Source organism: Ensifer sp. 1H6 (assembly GCF_001976035.1).
GTDB lineage: Bacteria > Pseudomonadota > Alphaproteobacteria > Rhizobiales > Rhizobiaceae > Ensifer > Ensifer canadensis.
This window is the reverse complement of record NZ_MOAI01000014.1, coordinates 116,987-136,066: the sequence shown is the minus strand read 5'-3', so window position 1 is coordinate 136,066 and position 19,080 is coordinate 116,987. Positions and strand designations below refer to the sequence as shown.

Sequence of the window (19,080 nt, the reverse complement as noted above, 5' to 3'; positions counted from 1 at the left end):
GTTCCCTTCTGTGTCGGCATTCGCCGTTCGTTGTGGTTGGTAGAGATTGCTGCGTACCGCCACCTTGCGGATGGCTTTCGGATCGGCCGTTTGGGCCCATTTTTTGTCTTCGCTTGCCTCGTTTCTCCTTTCTCGGGCGGACGCTCTTGGCTTCAGATCGATAAGCCTAATCGCTCGATTGCACCTTGTAACGTCCTAAATTATAATTCATTTCCATAAGCTACATTTATGGATAGGCCTTCGGCGGCGCGCGGGAGACCCCACACGTTCCGTGACGTCGCTTTGCCGGTTCACCGGCCCGTCGTCAGTCCTGCGCCGCCCGTGGCAGCGTCTGTCAGCGCCCCTTCCAGACCGGGTCGCGCTTCTCGGCAAACGCCTTTGCGCCCTCCAGCTGGTCCTCGCTCGAATAAAGAATGTCGACAGTCTTGAACTGCCGGCGGGTGATCTTGTTCATCGTCGCCTGGAAGGTCTCGCCCTCGGCTGCGCGCACCACTTCCTTGATGGCGGCATAGACGAGCGGCGGGCCGCTCTCGAGCAGGCGGGCGAGCTCCCAGGCGCGCGCCATCAGCTTGTCGGCGGGCAGGATCTCGTTGACGAAGCCCCAGCGGTTGGCTTCGACGACATCGAGCCAGCGGCCGGTCAGGAGCATGTCCATGGCGATGTGATAGGGGATGCGCTTCGGCAGCTTGATCGAGGCGGCGTCGGCGACGGTGCCGGAGCGGATTTCCGGCAGCGCGAAGGTGGCGTGCTCGGCTGCGAGGATCAGATCGGTGGAAAGCGCGATTTCGAGGCCGCCACCGCAGCAGATGCCGTTGACGGCTGATATCACAGGCTTGTTGAGATCGCGCAGTTCCTGCATGCCGCCGAAGCCGCCGATGCCGTAGTCGCCATCGACAGCATCGCCGGCCGCCGCCGCCTTCAGGTCCCATCCCGGACAGAAGAATTTTTCGCCGGCCCCGGTGATGATGGCGACGCGCAGCGTGTCGTCGTCGCGAAAGTCGCGGAAGATCTCGCCCATCACCCGGCTGGTCTTCAGGTCGATGGCGTTCGCCTTCGGCCGGTCGATCGTGACTTCGAGAATGCCGCCTTCGCGGCGGGTAAGGATCGGTCCGGTCATGGCGTCAGTTCCTCCGGCGGATCAGGGCGTCGGCGGCGATGGCTCCATGGCCTTCCGGTAACACCATTAAAGGATTGATATCGAGTTCTTCGAGGTTTGAAGCGTTTGAAACGACATAGGATGCCGCAGCGGCGACAGCGTCGGCAAGGGCCGCGAAATCGCCCTTCGGTCCGCCGCGGTAGCCGTCGAGCAACTTCCTGATCTTCAGTCCGTCGATCGCCTCGCGGATCAGCTCCGGCGTCGTCGGCAGCGTCAGGATTGCGGAATCATCCAGCAGTTCCACGAGGATGCCGCCGGCGCCGATGGTCAGCACCGGGCCCGCGACGGGATCGCGCATCGCGCCGATGATGAGTTCGGCCACGGGTTTTGCCACCATCTTCTCGATGAGATAACCCGATGCCACGGCAGCCATGCCTTCCGCGGCGCTAAGCACCTCGGCACTGCTTGCAAGGTTCAGCTTGACGGCCCCGGCCTCGGTCTTGTGGGCGACGCCCAGCCCCTTGAGCACGACGGGGAAACCGAGGCTTTCGGCTGCCGTGGCGGCCTCTTGCGGCGTCGATGCGGTCGTGCCCGGCGGAACCTTAAGGCCCGAAGCCGCAAGCTCGGTCTTGGCTTCATGTTCGCTAAGGGTGATGGCATTGCCACCGCCTGAAACGCCGCCGTTCAGGAGCTTCGGCGGTGCGGGTCTGGCCCAGGCCGCGCCGATGCCGGCAGCGGTCTCGACGGCTGCCAACGCCTCGTCGATCCCAAAGAAGGGGATGACACCGGCAGCCATCAGAGAGAGTGCCGTCTGTTCCGGCATGTTTTCGCCGAGGCTGGCGACGATACCGGCGCGGGCGCTGGTCGCGTTTGCCGCATCGATCACCGCGTCGCAGGTCGTCACCCAGTCGGCCGCGTCGCAGCGGTCCTGGCGGGGGAAGTCCAGCACGATCAGGTTGAGCGCATAGCCGCCCTTCATCATCGCGCTGAAGGCGGTCGTCTGTTTCTCGCGGTTGCCCCAGACGAAGGTGTGGTAGTCGAGCGGGTTGGCGATCGTCACCATCTCGCCGAGGCTTTCCTTCAGGGGGCGTCGCTGTTCTTCCTTCAGTGCCCGGAAGTTGACGCGATAGCGCACGCCGGCATCCGCCATCAGCGAGGCCTCGCCGCCCGAACAGCTCATCGAGGAAATCTCGCTGCTTTCGAGCGGGCCGGCGACATGCAGCAGCTTCAACGTTTCCAGCAGCGCCGGCAGCGTGTCGACGCGGCCGATGCCGAGGCGGGCGAGAAGTGCGGAGGAGACCCGGTCGTTGCCGGCAAGCGAGGCCGTGTGCGAGACCGTGGCAAGCTGGGCTGCCTCCGACTTGCCGACCTTCAAAGTCACGACCGGCTTGCCGAGTTCACGGGCGCGCGTTGCCAGCCGCTCGAGCGCTGCAATGCTGTCGAAACCCTCGATATGCAGGCCGACGGCAGTGACGCGCGGATCTTCCAGCACGGCGCAGGCGATGTCGGACAGGCCGGTCTGCGCCTGGTTGCCGGCGGTCATGAGATAGGCGAGCGGCAGGCCGCGCGTCTGCATCGAGATGTTGCAAGCGATGTTGGAGGATTGCGTCAGGACGGCAACGCCTCTTTCGACGCGCTGCATACCGTGCTGGTCGGGCCAGAGCAGGGCGCCGTCGAGCATGTTGATGAAGCCGTAACAATTCGGGCCGACGATTGGCATGTCGCCGGCAGCGGCAACGAGCGCTTCCTGCATGTCGTTGCCGTCATCGAGTTCGCTTGCCGCCTCGCGAAAACCCGAGGCATAGCAGACGGCGCCGCCGGCACCGCGCGCCGAAAGCGCCGCGATGATGTCGATGGTGAGCTGCCGATTGACGCCGACGAAGGACGCGTCCGGTGCTCCGGGAAGGTCGGCGACCGAGCGGTAGCACCTGCGTCCGAGGATCTGGTCCTCCCTCGGATGCACCGGCCAGATATCGCCGGCGAAGCCCATCTTGTCGCATTGTTCGATGACCCGCCGCGCCTCCTTGCCGCCGAAGACGGCGATGGATTTTGGTCGGATCAGCCTGTCGAGGGAACGGGGTGTTTGGGTCATCTAATCAGACACTCCCACGTTCCTGTGTTTCGCGACGCCCTCATTCCTGTGCTCGTCACAGGAATCCAGCCGTCTTGCATCGGCAAGCCGGTGAAGAGTGTTTCTGCCTTGGAGGCGGTGTCGGGTCTGGTGTTCGTCAAAGGGTCAATCGCGGCACGGACGTGCCGCTGCTGGATTCCTGTGACGGGCACAGGAATGAGGGGTGGGGAGGAGCGCCGCTCGATCATTCGTTACGCTCCGAGCGGCCGCAGCAGGTCGCGGCTGATGATGTGGCGCTGGATCTCGGAGGTGCCGTCCCAGATGCGCTCGACGCGGGCGTCGCGCCAGAAGCGGGCGAGCGGCAGGTCGTCCATCAGCCCCATGCCGCCGAAGATCTGGATCGCCTCGTCGGTGACGCGGGCAAGCATTTCGGTGGCGTAGACCTTGGCAGAGGCGATCTCGCGGTTGGAGGGCAGGCCCTGGTCGAGGCGCCAGGCGGCCGAAAGCGTCAGCAGATCGGCGGCGTCGATCTCGGTGATCATGTCGGCGAGCTTGAAGGAGACGCCCTGGTTGGCGCCGATCGGCTTGCCGAACTGCTTGCGCTCGGCGGCGTAGTTCAGCGCGTAATCGAAGGCGCGACGCGCGCGGCCGACCGAGGTCGCAGCCACCGTCAGCCGTGTGGCGAACAGCCAGTCGTTGGCGACGTCGAAGCCTTTGTGTACTTCGCCGAGGATCTGGGCGGAGGGCAGGCGGCAGTCGTCGAAGGTCAGGATGCAGTTGTTGTAACCGCGGTGGGAGACGGAGCTGTAACCCTTGCGGATCTCGAAGCCGGGCGTGCCGCGGTCGACGAGGAAGCAGGTGATCTTCTTTTTTGGCCCGCGCGGTGTGTCCTCTTCACCCGTTGCGATGAAGACGATGACGAAATCGGCGATGTCCGCATGGCTGATGAAATGCTTGGTGCCGTTGACGATCCAGTCGTCGCCGTCCTTGCGGGCAAAGCACTTCATGCCGCGCACGTCGGAGCCGGCATCCGGCTCGGTCATGGCGAGCGCGTCGAACTTGTCGCCCTTGACCGCCGGCAGCAGGTATCTTTCGCGCTGCTCGTCGTTGCAGGCCATCAGGATGCCCGAAGGGCGGCCGAAGAAGACGGTGAGGCCCATCGAGCCGCGGCCGAGCTCGCGTTCGACCAGCGTGAAGGACGTATGGTCGAGACCGGCGCCGCCCACCTCTTCGGGGAAATTGCAGCCGAAGAAGCCGATTTCCTTGCACTTGCGGGCAATATCCTGGCCCAGTTCGGGCGGCACGATACCCGTGCGCTCGACCTCGTCCTCATACGGATAGATTTCGGTCTCGACGAAGCTGCGGACCGTGTCGACGATCATCTGCTGTTCATCGGTCAGTGCGAAATTCATGTGTTCTCCCTCGCAATTTATCTGCCTGCCCTCTGGCCGATCTCCCCATCGGCCGCTGGCATGCGCGGTTGCCTGCCCCTCACCCTAACCCTCTCCCCGCAGGCGGGGAGAGGGGACGCTTTGCGGCTGCGCTCCTACTGCCGAAGACAGGGGCGAGCGGCTGCAGCATGTTCCTTCGCCCGTTGACGGGGACAAGGTCGCGGCAGCGGGATGAGGGGCGGCCGTCGCCCGACTTTTCCCGCAAAGACTGCCCCTTCCACGTCGAAGGAGCCGTCCGTTAGCGCTTCTGGCCGACGAACCGTCCGGCACCTTCGGGCGTCGGCAGGCCGGCGTGGGCCTCGGTGATCGCCTTCAGCTTGTCCAGGACCTTGGCTGGGGCAGCGACCGATTTGCCGGCCTTGCTGTCGACGTGCAGCATCATCTGCTCGGCGGTTGCGATGGCTTCCTTCGTTTCGGCATTGTAGATCGTCGAGAAGAGATGCAGGCGCTTCTCGTCCGACGACAGAAGCTGGCAGGTCGAATAGAGCGCATCGCCGAGCTTGGCCTCGCCGAGGTTCCGGATATGGGTCTCGACCGTGTAGTAGCTGTGGCCGTCGCGGACATAGTCGAGGTCGACGCCGATCAGGCGCAGCAGGCCGTCGGAGGTATCGCCGAACACCTGGAGATAGCGGTGCTCGGTCATGTGGCCGTTATAGTCGACCCAGGCGGCGCTGACCTTGGTGTCGAGAATGTGCAGCGGCTTGACGTCGCCGAGATCGGCTTCAGGCTTCTTGGCGTTGGCCCAGAGCTTCGCCTCGAAGTCGGCAAGCAGCTTGCCGGCGCCCCAGCCTTCGCCGCCATTGCCCGATTTCAGCGCATGCATGATGCCGACGAGGTTTTCGTCGCGGATGCGCTCGAGCTCGCGGATCGAGCGGCCGGCGGCCTGCGCGTCCGACTGTGCACCGATCTTCTCCACCAGCGCATCGTCGAGATCGACGACATCGGTGAACTTGGTCCAGGGCCATTTCAGGCAGGGGCCGAACTGGGCAAGGAAGTGGCGCATGCCGGCTTCGCCGCCGGCGATGCGGTAGGTCTCGAACAGACCCATCTGCGCCCAGCGCATGCCGAAGGAGTAACGCATGACATTGTCGAGCGTCTCGGTATCGCAGATGTCATCCTGGATCAGCCACAGCGCCTCGCGCCAGAGCGCTTCCAGCAGACGGTCGCCGACGAAGGCCTCGATCTCCTTGGCAATGACGACGCCCTTCATGCCGATCTGTTCGACGCCCTGCATGGCGCGCTCGATCGTCGCCTTCGACGTCTTCTTGCCGCCGACGAGTTCGACGAGCGGCAGCAGGTAGACGGGGTTATACGGGTGCGCCACGAACATGCGCTCGGGGTGCTTCATCTCGGCCTGCAGGTCGGATGGTAGCAGCCCCGAAGTGGAGGAGCCGATCAGCGCGTCAGGTCTTGCGGCGGCATCGATCTGAGTGATGACGCCGCGCTTCAGCTCCAGCCGCTCGGGCACGCTTTCCTGAATCCAATCAGCGTCCTTGACCGTTTCCTCGATGCTTTTGCAGAAGGTGAGTTTTCCCTTCGGCGGCAGCGGCGCCATGGTCAGCATCGCATAGGCGCGCTCGGCATTGGCCATGACTTCGCCGATGATGCGTTCTGCCTCCGGATGCGGGTCGAAGATCTTCACATCGATGCCGGCAAGCGCAAACCGCGCTACCCAGGCGCCGCCGATGACGCCGCCACCGACGCAGGCTGCTTTCGTTATAAGGCTCATGATATCCCCGCTCAGCGCTTCGTCAGCTTCAGTTTCTTGCGGACCTCATCCGGCCCGATGATCTTGGCACCCATGCCCTCGATGAGGCCGACTGCCTTTTCGACGAGCTGACCGTTGGTCGCGAGCTGGCCCTTGCCGATATAGAGATTGTCTTCGAGGCCGACGCGGACGTTGCCGCCGGCAAGGACTGCTGCTGCCGGGTAGGCAAGCGCGTTCCGGCCGATTGAGAAGGCAGAGAAGGTCCAGTTATCCGGCACGTTGTTGACCATGGCCATGAAGGTGTTGAGGTCATCAGGCGCCCCCCACGGAATGCCCATGCAGAGCTGGATCAGCACCGGATCCTCGATCAGCCGTTCCTCGGCGAGCTGCTTGGCGAACCAGAGGTGGCCGGTGTCGAAGGCCTCGATCTCGGGGCGGACACCGAGCGCCGTCATCTGCCGCGCCATTTCGCGCAGCATCGACGGCGTGTTGGTCATGACATAGTCGCCGAGCGAGAAGTTCATGGTGCCGCAGTCGAGCGTGCAGATTTCCGGCAGGCAGTCGGCGACATGGGCAACGCGCTCGGTGGCGCCGGCCATGTCGGTGCCTTTTTCGTTGACCGGGAACGGGCTTTCGACATTGCCGAAAACCAGGTCCCCGCCCATGCCGGCTGTCAGGTTGAGCACGACATCGACATCGGCGGAGCGGATGCGGTCGGTGACTTCGCGGTAGAGATCGAGCCTGCGGGCAGGGGCGCCGGTGTCCGGATCGCGGACGTGGCAGTGGGCCACGGCAGCACCCGCCTTGGCGGCTTCAATCGCCGCATCGGCAATCTGCTTTGGCGTGATCGGAACGTGGCTGGACTTTGAAACGGTGTCTCCGGCGCCGGTGACGGCACAGGTGATGAATACCTCGCGGTTCATGCTGAGCGGCATTGCAGTCTCCCTTTTATTAAAGCCATTACGAGCCAAGAACGGCGGCTCTGCTTTTCATAATCGGTTCTATCTTGTACATTATCGGCAACGATAAGGAGAAGTTTGCGAATGGATCAGAGCGTTTCGCAGGTGCAGCACGCCGACATCCTGGTGTTGCCGGAGACCAACCTGATCCTCGTTGCCTCGGTGATCGAGCCGATGCGCGCTGCCAACCGCATCGCCGGCCGGCCGCTCTACAGCTGGACGCTCTACAGCCCTGACGGCGAGCCGATCGAAACCAAGAGCGGCATCCCCATTCCGGTTGCAGGCGCTTTCCGACCACAGCGCGAAACGGCGCCGCTCTTCATCCTGTCGAGCTACAATTGGCAGCGGAGCGCCACCTCGCAGCTGAAGATGATGCTGTCGCAGACGGCGCGCCATCGCGAGCTGATGGCGGGCATCGAATCCGGCTCCTGGCTGCTTGCCGAAACCAGCTTGCTCGACAATTCCAAAGCCACCACCCACTGGGAGGATTTCGAGGATTTTACCGCCACCTATCCGCAGGTGACGATGGTGCGCGAACGGTTCGTCATCGACGGCAAGCGCATCACCACCGGCGGCTCCCTGCCGACGCTCGACCTGATGCTGGAGCTGATCCGCCGGGCGCACGGCTATTCGCTGGCGCTCGAAGTGTCGCGCCTGTTCATCTACGAACAGGAGCGCACCCGCGGCGACCTCCTGCAGATGCCGGCGATCGGCAACATGCGCATCCTCGACCCCCGTGTCGGCGCCGCGGTCAAGCTGATGGAGGAAACGGTTGAGGCGCCTTTGACGCTCGCGCGGCTCGCCCGCCGCATCGGCGTCGGTGCCCGGCACCTGCGGGACCTGTTTCGCGACACGATGGGGGTGGGGCCGCACGAACATTACCTGGCGCTGCGCCTTAATGCGGCGCGGCGTAAGGTGATCGAGACGCGCATGGAATTTGCCGACATCGCCGCGATCACCGGCTTCAATTCGTCATCATCCTTCTCGCGCAGCTACCGCGCCCATTACCGCGAGAGCCCGAGCGAGACGCGTCGTCGGCTGAAGCTTGGCCATGGAGCCGAGGATCGCGGCCGTTCGCCGGAGGGTGCGATCGGCAAGGCCAAGGCGACTGGACATCCCTAAGGCACGTCGCGCAAAAGTGTTCAGCGGTTTTGCGATGACGACATGCGAAAAAACAAGAGCTTAAAGCGCAGCAAGCGAATCCGAAAGATCGCGACGCGCTTTAGCTGCTCAGGTGGAGACACCGGCTTTGAGGCGACGATGCACCTCATGAGCTGATTCAACGGTGCGGTATTCCTGAGTCGTTTCAGCTGTTTGACGGCAGATCGTGAAGAACTGATTCCGGCGATCCCGATTACGCTGGCGAGGCTGTCGCTGCCTGCGGACCCGTCTTCATCATGCCGATCATCAGGTCGCCGACCTCGCTGGAAAAGGCGCCGCGCGGCCAGATGAGCGTCAGCGACTGGCGGTAGAGCGGCCCTAGCCGGATCATGGCGGGTGGGCGCTGGACCCGCGACAGCGAGGTTTCCGGCAGCACCGAGAGATAGCCATGGTGGCTGACCAGGTTGATGATGACGGGGATGGAATCGACCTCGACCAGTGTCACGCGGCGGTGCTCATGCTCCGTGAGCGTGTCATCGAGAAAGCGGGTGACCTCCCGGCGCAGGCCGCTTCGCACGCTCGGAACGGCGATCGGGCAGGTGGCGAGCAGCCGGGGGAGATCGCCGCCCATTTCCGAAAGGGCCGGTGCCGGACCGGCGAGCACCAGTGCGGTTTCGGACACGAGACGGCCGTCGAAATCTGGTGGAATGCCGGCGATATCGAGCAGGGCGGCGTCGAAGCGCCGGCTCTTGAGACCGGCGAGAAGCTCGTCGGCGGTGGTGCTGGAGATGAACAGCGATTGCCGCGGGCGGGAGCGGTGCCAAGTGGCCGTCAGCGCCGCCAGCATGCGGGCAATCTCGCTTTCCGGCCCGAGCGGCATGACCGCGCCGAGGCGCCAGGTGGTGACGTCGCGGCGGAACCGGTCGGCCGAAGCGCGCGTCAGCCGCGCCCAGATGTCGAGCAGGCGTTCGACTTCAGGGATGATGCCGAGGGCTGTCGGGGTGCAGACGATGCCGCCATGGGACCGCCCGAGCAGCCGGCATTGCAGATGACGTTCGAGGTCGGCGATCTGCCGTGTCAGTTGCGGCTGGCCAAGGCCGAGGGTGCGGGCGGCCGCCCGGATGCTGCCGGCCCGGGCGATCCGGACGAAACGGTCGAGGGCGACGAGGCCGACAGGCGGGATCGCAGTCGGTGGTTCGCCGCTAGCCGTAGTCAGCAGCGCCCGGATTGTGGCGCTTGCTTCGGTCACATCGGCCTGGCGTGCACGGGCCTCCAGCGTTAGGGCCACGAGGCCGCCGTCGCGACGGAAAAGCGGGATCGAAACGGCCTGTTCGAAGCGGCGAACGGCGGCGCTGACGCTCGACGGCGCACGGCTGCTCAAGGTGGCGGCGCGCCTTATGCCGCCTTCGCGCATGACGGCCTCGACGAGCAGGATCGTGGCGATATCCATTGCGTAAGTTCTCCGCCGGCATCGTCGGTGCCACCATGTTCAGAATTTGGCATCGGCCGTTCCGGATTTGGGATATATCACGAGAGCGAACAAAACGCATAGCATGCTGGCAGACGATCCCTCGCCCATAGAGGCGGGATCGCATCAAGTCTTTGCATCCACGCATCGTTTCGGCGTCGAGGCGGATCGCGTGGTAAGGTTCTCGAGGCATGCTGCAACAGGTCAAGTCCATCGTTCTCTGCGGAAAACCGCTCGACTTCGCGACGCTCGAGGAAATCGGCTCGGGTGCGGCGCGACCGGTCGCGGACGAGGGCGGCATGGAGCGGGTGGCGGCTGCCCACAAGGTGATCGCCGATCGCATCGCGCTCGGCCTGCCGGTCTACGGGTCCAACACCGGCGTCGGCTCGATGAAGGACCGGCTCTGGACGGCGGACGATCTGGCGGAGTTCAATACCTCCTTGGTGCGTGCCCATCATTTCGGCACCGGCGAATTTTTTGCGGTGCCGATCGTGCGCAAGGCCATCGCCATTCGCTGCAACACCGCGATGCGCGGGCATACCGGATGCAGCCCCGAGCTGATCCACGCCTTCCTCGCACTCATCGAGCACGACATCATCCCGGCAGTGCGTCGGCACGGCTCGATGGGCTGCGCCGATATCGGCCTGATGGGGCAGATCGCGGCCGTTCTGACCGGGGTCGGCGAAGCCTATCATCGCGGCCGGCTGGTTCCGGCCGAAACGGCGCTTGCCGATGCCGGGCTGACGCCTTTGGTGATGCGGCCGCGCGACGCGCTTGCGGCACTCAGCGTCAATGCGATTGCCTATTCGGCGGCCGCCGACGTGCTGCGCGAGGCGGCAGCGGCCATCCGCGTGCTGCTGGTGACCGGCGTGATGTCGTCGCAGGCGCTTGGCGCTTCGGCTGATCCGTGGCGGGTGGCCGCGACGCTGTCGACGCGGGGCGAGGCGCTGGTCGGCTCCTGGCTCTACGGCCAATCGGGCGTTTCCGACTGGCCCTTGCCGACGGCGATCCATGACCCATTGAGCCTGCGCATGACCGCACAGGTGTTCGGCGCCGTTGTCGATACGCTGCTGGTTGCCGCCGGCCGTCTGGTCGAGGCGACCTATCTTTCCGACGACAATCCGGTGGTGCTCGGCGGCCAGGTGCATGCCTCGGGTGCTTCGCTGCCCTTGACCACGACGCTCTATGTCGAAACGGCGCAAATCGCGTTTTCCCATGTGGCGCGCAACGTGCTCAACCGTTGCATCCTTCTGTCGAACGGCGGGCGCCGCAACCTGCCGGTCAATCTGGTGGCGCCGGGCGAAATCGCCACCGGCCTCGGCCCGCTGATGAAGCTTGCGGTCGAGCTCTACATGCGCGTGCAGTCGATGGCGGTGCCGCTTTCGGCCCAGTCGATCGTCGTTGCCGGCGGGTTGGAGGAAGAGGCGACCTTCCTGCCTTTGATCGTCGAGCGCATGGAAACCCAGGTGCGCGATCTGCGGCAGTTGGCGGCGATCGAGGCGATCCTGTCGTCGCAGGCGATCGATCTTGTCGGCGATGCGCCACACGGCATCGTCAAGCTCGCGCATGAGCGCACCCGCTCGATCAGCCCGATCTATCTGAAGGACCGGCCGCTATCGAAGGAAATCGAGGCGTTGCAAGGCGCGTTTACCTGCCATGACCTGCTGCGCACCTTCGTCACCATGGCGCCGATGCCGGAGTTCGACGACTTCTTTGCGCTGAGCAAGTGATCCAGGCTGATCCAACAAGGCTGATCCGATGGAGAGAACACGATGTCCGATTTCGATCTTGTCCTGAAAGGCACCATCGTTCTCCCGCACCGGATCGTCGAAGGCGGACATGTGGCCGTGCGCGATGGCAAGGTCGTGCATGTCGGGCAGGGGGTGGCACCGGCTGCCCGTGAACGCCACGATCTCGGACGCGCAATGATCCTTCCCGGCGCCATAGACGCGCAGGTGCATTCGCTGTCGCAGAAGAACCAGGAGGATTTCGTCTGGTCGACGCGCTCGGCCGCGGCCGGCGGTGTGACCACGATCGTCGACATGCCCTATGACGAAGGCAATCTCGTCTGCTCGGCGGAGGCCGTTGGGCGCAAGGTCGCCCATGCGAGCCCGCAGGCGCGGGTCGACTTCGCCCTCTACGGCACGGTCGACCCCGAGGAGGGGCCGGCCCGCATCCTCGAAATGGTCGAGGCCGGCGTTGCCGCCTTCAAGTTCTCCACCTTCGGCACCGACCCCAAGCGCTTTCCGCGCATTCCCGCAGCGCTGCTCGAGGATTGCTTTCGCGCGATCGCGCCGACGGGGCTTACAGCCGGGGTGCACAACGAGGACGACGAGGCGGTGCGCGGCGCGATCGAAAAGGTCAGGGCCGCTGGGATCACCGATTATCGCGCCCATGGCCTTTCCCGTCCGCCGCTCACCGAGCTCTTGGCGACCAACCAGATCTACGAAACGGGTGCTTCGACCGGATGCCCGGCGCATGTGGTCCACTGCTCGCTCGGGCGCGGCTACGAGATTGCCGACGCCTACCGGCGCCAGGGCCACGCGGCGACGATCGAATGCTGCATCCATTATCTGACGCTCGACGAGGAGAACGACGTTCGCCGGCTTGGCGGCAAGGCGAAGATCAATCCGCCGATCCGCCCGCGTGCCGAGGTGGAAAAGCTATGGCGGCATGTGGCCGATGGCACGGTGACGATGGTTTCGACCGACCATGTCAGCTGGTCGGAGGATCGCAAGACCAATCCGGACATGCTCGCCAATGCCTCCGGCGTGCCGGGTCTGGAGGTCATGGTGCCGCTGTTCGTCAAGGGCGCGCTTGAGCGCGGCATCCCGCTGACGCGGGCGGCCGAGCTGATGACGCTGAACCCGGCGCGGCATTTCCGGCTCGACCACCAGAAGGGCGCGCTGGAGGCCGGCAAGGACGCCGATATCATCGTCATGACGCCCGAGCCCTATACCTATGATGCGGCGACAAGCGGTCACAACGTCGTCGGCTGGTCGCCCTATAACGGCATCAGGCTGCCCTGGCGGGTGTCTGCCACCTATCTGCGCGGGTCGCTTGCCTTTGACGGGCGCGCCGTCGTCGCCAAGCCTGGCACCGGCGCCTTCGTTCGCCCGCTGCAGACTTTGCCTTTGCAGGAGGCCCGATGAGCACGAGCATCAAGACCAATCTGCCGGTGGATGCCAGCCGGATCGCCGGCATCGTCAACGGGCTTGCGGGGATCACGGAGCCGGATCGGCCCTATACCCGCCGGGCTTTCACGCCGCTGTTTCTGGAGGGCCGCGCCTTCCTCGATCGCCGCTTTCGTGCGGCGGGGCTGGAGACGCGCATCGATGCGGCCGGCAATCTCATCGGCCGGCGCAAGGGGCGAAAGTCCGCGCTCGGAACGCTGATGCTTGGTTCCCACTCCGACACGGTGCCGGAGGGCGGTCGCTTCGACGGCATTGCCGGCGTCGCCGCGGCACTTGAAGTGGCGCGCGCGCTTTCCGACGGCGGCATCGAACTCGATCACGACCTGGAGATCGTCGATTTCCTTGCCGAGGAAGTGTCGATCTTCGGCGTTTCCTGCGTCGGCAGCCGCGGCATGGCCGGCATCCTGCCGGATGGCTGGCTGAGCCGGGTGCAGGGCGAACTGAGCCTGCGGCAGGGCATCGTCGAAGTTGGCGGCGATCCGTCGCGGCTGCCAGCGCTCAAGCGTTCCGACATCAAGGCCTTTCTGGAACTGCATATCGAGCAGGGGCCGGTGCTGGAGACCGGGCGCCTGGATATCGGCGTCGTCACAGCGATCTCCGGCATCACCCGCATCGAGATCATCGTCGAAGGGCAGGCCGACCATGCCGGCACGACACCGATGGACCACCGGCGCGATGCGCTTGTCGCAGCCTCCCGGTTGGTGCTGGCAATCGAGGCGCTGGCAACCGAATTCTCCAAGGGCGAGGGACACTTCACCGCGACCGTCGGCGAGTTCTCGATCGAACCGAACGCCGCCAATGTCGTGCCGTCGCGGGCGCGGTTGCTGATCGATGCACGTGCCGAACTGCAGCCGCAGATGGAGAAATTCATCGTCGAACTGGGCGCGCTTGCCGCGCGCGTTGCCGGTGAGGCCGGCGTGACCATCGCGCCCGCCAATGTTATCTCCGACAATCATCCCACACCCGGCGATCCGCTGCTGCTTTCGACGCTGGAGGAAAGCTGCGGCCAGATCGGTGCCCGCCACCGGCGCATGGCCTCCGGAGCCGGGCATGACACCGCGTGGATGGGGCGCATCACCCGCTCGGCGATGATCTTCATTCCGTGCCGGGGCGGTCGTTCGCACGCCCCGGACGAGTGGGCGGAGAACGACGATATCGCGCTAGGCACTGCCGTGCTCTTCGATGCCGTCAGAAGACTCGACAAACAATTGCAGGAGAAGGTTTGAGATGGGTCGGATATTGACGGAGAAGGATGTCGAAGCTGCGGTCAAGGGCGGCTCCGTCTATGCCGCCGGCGGCGGCGGCTGGGCCGATCACGGCCGCATGCTCGGCTATGCCGCGGTCTCGATCGGCAAACCGGAACTGGTGTCGGTCGACGAGCTTGATGCCGACGACTGGGTGGCGACAGCAGCCGCCATCGGCGCGCCGGCCTCGACCACCCCCTGGGAAATGCGCGGCGTCGACTACGTCAAGGCGGTGCAACTGCTGCAGGAGGCGCTCGGCGAGAAGCTTTCGGGCCTGATCATCGGCCAGAACGGCAAGTCCTCGACGCTCAATGGCTGGCTGCCATCGGCGATCCTCGGGACCAAGGTGGTCGATGCGGTCGGCGACATCCGGGCGCACCCGACCGGCGACATGGGCTCGATCGGCCTTGCCGGGTCGCCTGAACAGATGATCCAGACCGCCGTCGGGGGAAATCGCGACGAGAACCGCTATATCGAGCTGGTGGTCCGCGGCGCGACCGCCAAGGTCTCGCCGATCCTGCGCACCGCCTCCGACATGTCCGGCGGTTTCATCGCCTCGTGCCGCAATCCGGTCCGCGCGTCCTACGTCAAGGCGAATGCGGCGCTCGGCGGCATCTCGCTGGCGCTGGCGCTCGGCGAGGCGATCATCGCGGCGGAAGCCAAGGGCGGCAGCGCGGTGATCGATGCGATCGTCAAGACGACCAATGGCGCGATCCTTGCCGAAGGCACGATCACCGACAAGTCGGTCACCTACACCAAGGAGGCCTTCGACATCGGCACGGTGACGCTGGGGAAGGGGGCTGACTCAACGGTATTGCACGTGATGAATGAATACATGGCGGTTGACTCTGCGGAAGGCCGGAGGCTTGCCACCTTCCCTGACGTCATCACCACGTTGTCATCAGAGGGCGAACCCTTGAGCGTCGGCCAACTGCGGGTCGGCATGACGATCTTCGTGCTGCATGTGCCGAAGTCGGTGATCCCGCTTGCGTCCAGCGTGCTCGACCCGACGGTCTACCCCTCGGTCGAAAAGGCGATGGGCATAGAGCTCGCCCGCTACGCTCTGGCCGGGCGGTCGTAGAGCATGTCCAGGAAAAGCGCGAAGCGGTTTGCCGTCCGGAAATGCAAGAGAACAATGAGGTAAAGCGTTTCCAGATTTCGTGTGCACAGGAAACGCCAGGGGAGAGAGGTCATGGCGCGGGATGCGGGACTTGAGGAACTGATCAAGGACGAGATCGCCGGGCGGCCGGGGCTGTCGGAAAAGGCGATGTTCGGCGGCTGGGCGTTTCTGCTCAACGGCAACCTGCTCTGCGGCGCGCGCGAAGGATCGATGCTGGTGCGGCTCGGCAAGGGCAATGACGGCTGGGCGCTGGCGCTGTCCGATGTCGAACTGATGGTGATGAACGGCCGCGCGATGCATGGCTGGGTGCGGGCCGGGGCAGACGCTTATGGCGACGACGCCGTGCGCAAGCGGCTCATCGATGCGGCGACTGCCTTCGTCGAAACGTTGCCGCCGAAGTGAATGCAGAGAGTGGTTTTGCCCCTCACCCTAACCTCTCCCCGTAGGCGGGGAGAGGCGACGTCGTTGCGACCCGGGGCGGCAAGCCGTGGTTATTCTTCTCGCCGAGAAGGGGAGAGGCACGATTGTGATGAGATGGCGCGTTGGCAGCGAGCAGGGGAGCCGTTTACGCCCCCGGCCTGTGGGCGATGGACCATAGCGGCTTCGCACGCGATGTTCGCCGCAAGCTGTGAACAATCCCCTCTCCCTTGCGGGGAGAGGGTTAGGGTGAGGGGCAGCGAGCTGCCTCGCGACAACGAAGAGGAACGAGACGATGCCCAAGGCCAACCCCCGTCACCCGAACTTTCCGATCCCCGGCGGACTGGTGCTGCGCGCCAAGGGCTGGCGGCAGGAGGCCTTGCTGCGGCTACTCGAAAACGTGCTTTCTGTCGGCGAGGATCCGGACAACCTCATCGTCTATGCCGCGCTCGGCAAGGCCGCGCGCAACTGGCCGGCGCACCGCGCCATCGTCAAGACGTTGATCGAGATGGACGAGGACCAGACGCTGATCATCCAGTCCGGCAAGCCGGTCGGGCTGCTCAAGACCCATGCCAAGGCGCCGCTGGTGATCATGGCCAACTGCAACATCGTCGGCCAATGGGCCAAGGCCGAAGTCTTCTACGAGCTGCAACGCAAGGGGCTGATCTGCTGGGGCGGGCTGACGGCCGGGGCCTGGCAATATATCGGCAGCCAGGGGGTGATCCAGGGCACCTACGAGATCTTCATGCGCATTGCCGAGCGGCGGTTCGGCGGCGATCTTTCCGGCCGCTTCGTGCTGACGGCCGGGCTCGGCGGCATGGGGGGGCGCGCAGCCGCTTGCCGGCCGCATGGCGGGCGCCGCCATCCTCTGCGTCGATATCGACCCGGAGCGGGCGAAGAAGCGCCGGGAGATCGGCTACCTCCAGGAGATCGCACCGGATCTGGATACGGCACTTGCGATGATCGATGCGGCGGTCCGGGACAAGCGGGCGCTCTCCGTCGGGCTCATCGGCAACGCCGCCGAGGTCTACCCGGAAATCGCCCGGCGCGGCATCGTGCCCGACGTGGTTACCGACCAGACCTCGGCGCACGACCTCGTCTACGGCTACGTGCCGAAGGGCATGACGGTCGATCAGGTGAAATCGCTGCGTGACGACGGCCAGGGCCATCTGATGGCCGCAAGCCGCGCCTCGATCGTCGAGCATGTTACGGCGATGCTCGAGTTTCAGAAAAAGGGCGCGGAAGTCTTCGACAACGGCAACCTCATCCGCACCCAGGCGCGCGAGGGCGGCGTTACCAACGCCTTCGACATTCCAATCTTCACCGAGGCCTATTTGCGCCCACTCTTTGCCCGCGCCATCGGCCCCTTCCGCTGGATGGCTCTGTCCGGCGAGGAGAGCGACATCGCGCGCATCGACGACCTGCTACTCGAAATGTTCCCGGACAACAAGATCGTCACCAACTGGATCAGGCTTGCACGCGAGCACATCCCGTTCGAGGGCCTGCCGGCGCGCATCGCCTGGCTCGGCCATGGTGAGCGCACAGCGCTGGCCCGTCGCGTCAACGAACTGGTGGCGTCGGGCGAATTGAAGGGACCAGTCGCCTTTTCGCGCGACCACCTCGATGCCGGCGCCATGGCGCATCCCAACATCATGACCGAGCGGATGAAGGACGGATCGGACGCGATCGCCGACTGGCCGCTGCTCGACGCCATGCTGCTCTGCTCCTCGATGGCGGATCTCGTCGTCGTGCATTCGGGCGGCGGCGGCTATGCCGGCTACATGACGAGCTGCGGCGTGACGGTGGTGGCCGACGGCACGCAAGCTGCCGACGAGCGGCTCGACCATGCGCTCACCAACGACACCGCACTCGGCGTCATCCGCTACGCCGATGCCGGCTACGACGAGAGTTTTGAGGAGATCGCCGCCAAGGGCATCGGGCACATTGCCCTGACATAGCCAGGGGCCGGCGTCTTGCCACCGTCTCTCCGAGAGGATCGTCGACGCCTTGGTATCGAGCAGTGCGCGAGCTACAGCGCCGCGCGTACGCGCGAAGGTCGTTGTAGCACTTTGAATTGCCGCATGTTTCCTTAAATCGAATACGATTTATGGAAACGCGGTAGAATGCTGGCTTTGCTGCTTGGGGGCGATCATGACATCAAGCTTCAATGTTCAAAGTGCGACTGGCTATGAGCAACTGATGGGGCGTTGGAGCAAACAGCTCGCGCCGCTTTTTATCAACTTTTCAGGCCTTGCAGATGGCGAGCGGATCCTCGACGTCGGATGTGGTACCGGAAGCCTGACCTTTGCGCTGCCGCATGCGGCAGATCTCCGTGAGATCACGGCGATCGACTTTTCGCCCGTCTTCGTCGAAGCGGCGATCAAGGCGAACACCGATCCGAGGATCAGGATCCAGCAGGCCGATGCCTGCGCGCTTCCCTTTGCCGATGATTATTTCGACCGGGCGCTGGCGCTGCTGGTCCTGCATTTCGTACCTGAAGCGGAAAAGGCCGTCGCCGAAATGCGCCGGGTGGTGCGGCCGGGCGGCGTGGTTGCGGCCGTGGTCTGGGATCATTTCGGCGGTCTGCCGGGCATGCGCATGGTGCTCGATACGGCGGCGATGCTCGATGAAAATGCCGATCAGGTACGCGCCCGCTATTGTTTCCAGCCGATGATGCGGCCCGGAGAGATGATACAGAGCTTCGCGGCGCATGGCCTCGTGGATATCGAGCAGACGTCGCTTATGATCCGGATGGACTATCAGTCGTTCGCAGATTTCTGGCAGCCGATCTCCGCGGGTGAGGGACCTCTCGGCAAATACGTCTCGGCACTAGAGCCAGCCCAGCGGGTGAAGATCGATGCAGCCGTGAAGGCCGCCTATGAGGCTGGCCAACCCGACGGCCCCCGGTCGTTTGCGGCAGTGGCCTGGGCATGCCGGGGTATTGTTCCGGAGGTGTGATAGGGCGTCAACATTTGCCGACCTCATCTCTGTGCTTGTCACAGAGATCCAGCGGCGCCGCGTCGGCGGCGCCAGAGGCTCCTTCGTTCCGGCGTCTGGCACAAGTCCTTCACGGCGCAGACGCGCCGTGGCTGGATTTCTGTGACAAGCACAGAAATGAGGGAAAGGAGGAAGCGCTTCGCGCACCACAGACACCAGGGACGCGAGGAAAACGCTCCGAGCCAGCGCGGAAATGAGGCGAGTGGGGCGGCGGCGCCTTCACAACGAGGCCTGGTGGGTACCTCAGCGTCCGG

General features: G+C 64.7%; 13 protein-coding genes and 1 pseudogene. 8 read left to right on the top strand and 6 right to left on the bottom strand.

Annotated features, from left to right (window positions below; all coding sequences use genetic code 11):
• Window positions 1–334: 334 nt before the first annotated feature.
• The 5 genes from BKP54_RS18015 to BKP54_RS17995 all read right to left on the bottom strand — a co-directional run bounded on the left by BKP54_RS18015 (window position 335) and on the right by BKP54_RS17995 (window position 7,261).
• On the bottom strand, window positions 335–1,117 hold the full coding sequence (locus BKP54_RS18015) for a carnitinyl-CoA dehydratase (protein WP_025427813.1): 783 nt from the start codon (window positions 1,115–1,117) through the stop codon (window positions 335–337).
• 4 nt (window positions 1,118–1,121) lie between these two features.
• Window positions 1,122–3,188, bottom strand: coding sequence for an acetate--CoA ligase family protein (locus BKP54_RS18010; protein WP_025427812.1), 2,067 nt, complete (start codon window positions 3,186–3,188; stop codon window positions 1,122–1,124).
• 230 nt (window positions 3,189–3,418) lie between these two features.
• On the bottom strand, window positions 3,419–4,579 hold the full coding sequence (locus BKP54_RS18005; RefSeq protein ID WP_025427811.1) for an acyl-CoA dehydrogenase family protein: 1,161 nt from the start codon (window positions 4,577–4,579) through the stop codon (window positions 3,419–3,421).
• A gap of 277 nt (window positions 4,580–4,856) precedes the next feature.
• Complete coding sequence (locus BKP54_RS18000) at window positions 4,857–6,347, bottom strand: carnitine 3-dehydrogenase (RefSeq protein ID WP_025427810.1); 1,491 nt, start codon at window positions 6,345–6,347, stop codon at window positions 4,857–4,859.
• 11 nt (window positions 6,348–6,358) lie between these two features.
• The gene (locus BKP54_RS17995; protein ID WP_084814686.1) at window positions 6,359–7,261 is read right to left on the bottom strand and encodes a 3-keto-5-aminohexanoate cleavage protein; all 903 of its coding nucleotides are present in this window, start codon (window positions 7,259–7,261) and stop codon (window positions 6,359–6,361) included.
• A gap of 108 nt (window positions 7,262–7,369) precedes the next feature.
• On the opposite strand from BKP54_RS17995, the gene BKP54_RS17990 reads away from it, so the two are divergent.
• The gene (locus tag BKP54_RS17990) at window positions 7,370–8,407 is read left to right on the top strand and encodes a GlxA family transcriptional regulator (RefSeq protein ID WP_025427808.1); all 1,038 of its coding nucleotides are present in this window, start codon (window positions 7,370–7,372) and stop codon (window positions 8,405–8,407) included.
• A 232-nt stretch (window positions 8,408–8,639) separates the two neighbouring features.
• Here BKP54_RS17990 and BKP54_RS17985 read toward each other — a convergent pair whose 3' ends face one another.
• Window positions 8,640–9,836, bottom strand: coding sequence for a LysR family transcriptional regulator (locus tag BKP54_RS17985; RefSeq protein ID WP_025427807.1), 1,197 nt, complete (start codon window positions 9,834–9,836; stop codon window positions 8,640–8,642).
• Between the two features lie 209 nt (window positions 9,837–10,045).
• Here BKP54_RS17985 and BKP54_RS17980 point away from each other — a divergent pair, with 209 nt between their 5' ends.
• The 7 genes and pseudogenes from BKP54_RS17980 (at window position 10,046) to BKP54_RS17950 (ending at window position 18,787) form a co-directional block, all read left to right on the top strand.
• Window positions 10,046–11,584, top strand: coding sequence for an aromatic amino acid lyase (locus tag BKP54_RS17980; protein WP_025427806.1), 1,539 nt, complete (start codon window positions 10,046–10,048; stop codon window positions 11,582–11,584).
• Window positions 11,585–11,626: 42 nt separating this feature from the next.
• Window positions 11,627–13,006: an amidohydrolase family protein gene (locus BKP54_RS17975; RefSeq protein WP_057211100.1), complete on the top strand. Its 1,380-nt coding sequence runs from the start codon at window positions 11,627–11,629 to the stop codon at window positions 13,004–13,006.
• 8 nt (window positions 13,007–13,014) lie between these two features.
• Window positions 13,015–14,274 (top strand): Zn-dependent hydrolase, encoded by a 1,260-nt coding sequence (locus BKP54_RS17970; protein WP_025427804.1) that lies wholly within the window; start codon window positions 13,015–13,017, stop codon window positions 14,272–14,274.
• A 1-nt stretch (window position 14,275) separates the two neighbouring features.
• Window positions 14,276–15,373, top strand: coding sequence for a DUF917 domain-containing protein (locus BKP54_RS17965; protein ID WP_025427803.1), 1,098 nt, complete (start codon window positions 14,276–14,278; stop codon window positions 15,371–15,373).
• Window positions 15,374–15,484: 111 nt separating this feature from the next.
• Window positions 15,485–15,814: a TfoX/Sxy family protein gene (locus tag BKP54_RS17960; protein WP_025427802.1), complete on the top strand. Its 330-nt coding sequence runs from the start codon at window positions 15,485–15,487 to the stop codon at window positions 15,812–15,814.
• A 310-nt stretch (window positions 15,815–16,124) separates the two neighbouring features.
• A pseudogene (locus BKP54_RS17955) lies at window positions 16,125–17,787 on the top strand (urocanate hydratase).
• Between the two features lie 193 nt (window positions 17,788–17,980).
• Entirely contained in the window at window positions 17,981–18,787 is an 807-nt protein-coding gene (locus BKP54_RS17950; RefSeq protein ID WP_025427800.1) for a class I SAM-dependent methyltransferase, read from the top strand.
• Window positions 18,788–19,080 lie beyond the last annotated feature (293 nt).

Excerpts from the sequence above, each read along its gene's own strand:
- BKP54_RS17980 (WP_025427806.1), top strand. The coding sequence starts at position 10,046 with ATGCTGCAACAGGTCAAGTCCATCGTTCTCTGCGGAAAACCGCTCGAC.
- BKP54_RS18005 (WP_025427811.1), bottom strand. The coding sequence starts at position 4,579 with ATGAATTTCGCACTGACCGATGAACAGCAGATGATCGTCGACACGGTC.
- BKP54_RS17995 (WP_084814686.1), bottom strand. The coding sequence starts at position 7,261 with ATGCCGCTCAGCATGAACCGCGAGGTATTCATCACCTGTGCCGTCACC.
- BKP54_RS17975 (WP_057211100.1), top strand. The coding sequence starts at position 11,627 with ATGTCCGATTTCGATCTTGTCCTGAAAGGCACCATCGTTCTCCCGCAC.
- BKP54_RS17965 (WP_025427803.1), top strand. The coding sequence starts at position 14,276 with ATGGGTCGGATATTGACGGAGAAGGATGTCGAAGCTGCGGTCAAGGGC.
- BKP54_RS17985 (WP_025427807.1), bottom strand. The coding sequence starts at position 9,836 with ATGGATATCGCCACGATCCTGCTCGTCGAGGCCGTCATGCGCGAAGGC.
- BKP54_RS17990 (WP_025427808.1), top strand. The coding sequence starts at position 7,370 with ATGGATCAGAGCGTTTCGCAGGTGCAGCACGCCGACATCCTGGTGTTG.
- BKP54_RS17960 (WP_025427802.1), top strand. The coding sequence starts at position 15,485 with ATGGCGCGGGATGCGGGACTTGAGGAACTGATCAAGGACGAGATCGCC.
- BKP54_RS18000 (WP_025427810.1), bottom strand. The coding sequence starts at position 6,347 with ATGAGCCTTATAACGAAAGCAGCCTGCGTCGGTGGCGGCGTCATCGGC.
- BKP54_RS17950 (WP_025427800.1), top strand. The coding sequence starts at position 17,981 with ATGACATCAAGCTTCAATGTTCAAAGTGCGACTGGCTATGAGCAACTG.
- BKP54_RS18010 (WP_025427812.1), bottom strand. The coding sequence starts at position 3,188 with ATGACCCAAACACCCCGTTCCCTCGACAGGCTGATCCGACCAAAATCC.
- BKP54_RS18015 (WP_025427813.1), bottom strand. The coding sequence starts at position 1,117 with ATGACCGGACCGATCCTTACCCGCCGCGAAGGCGGCATTCTCGAAGTC.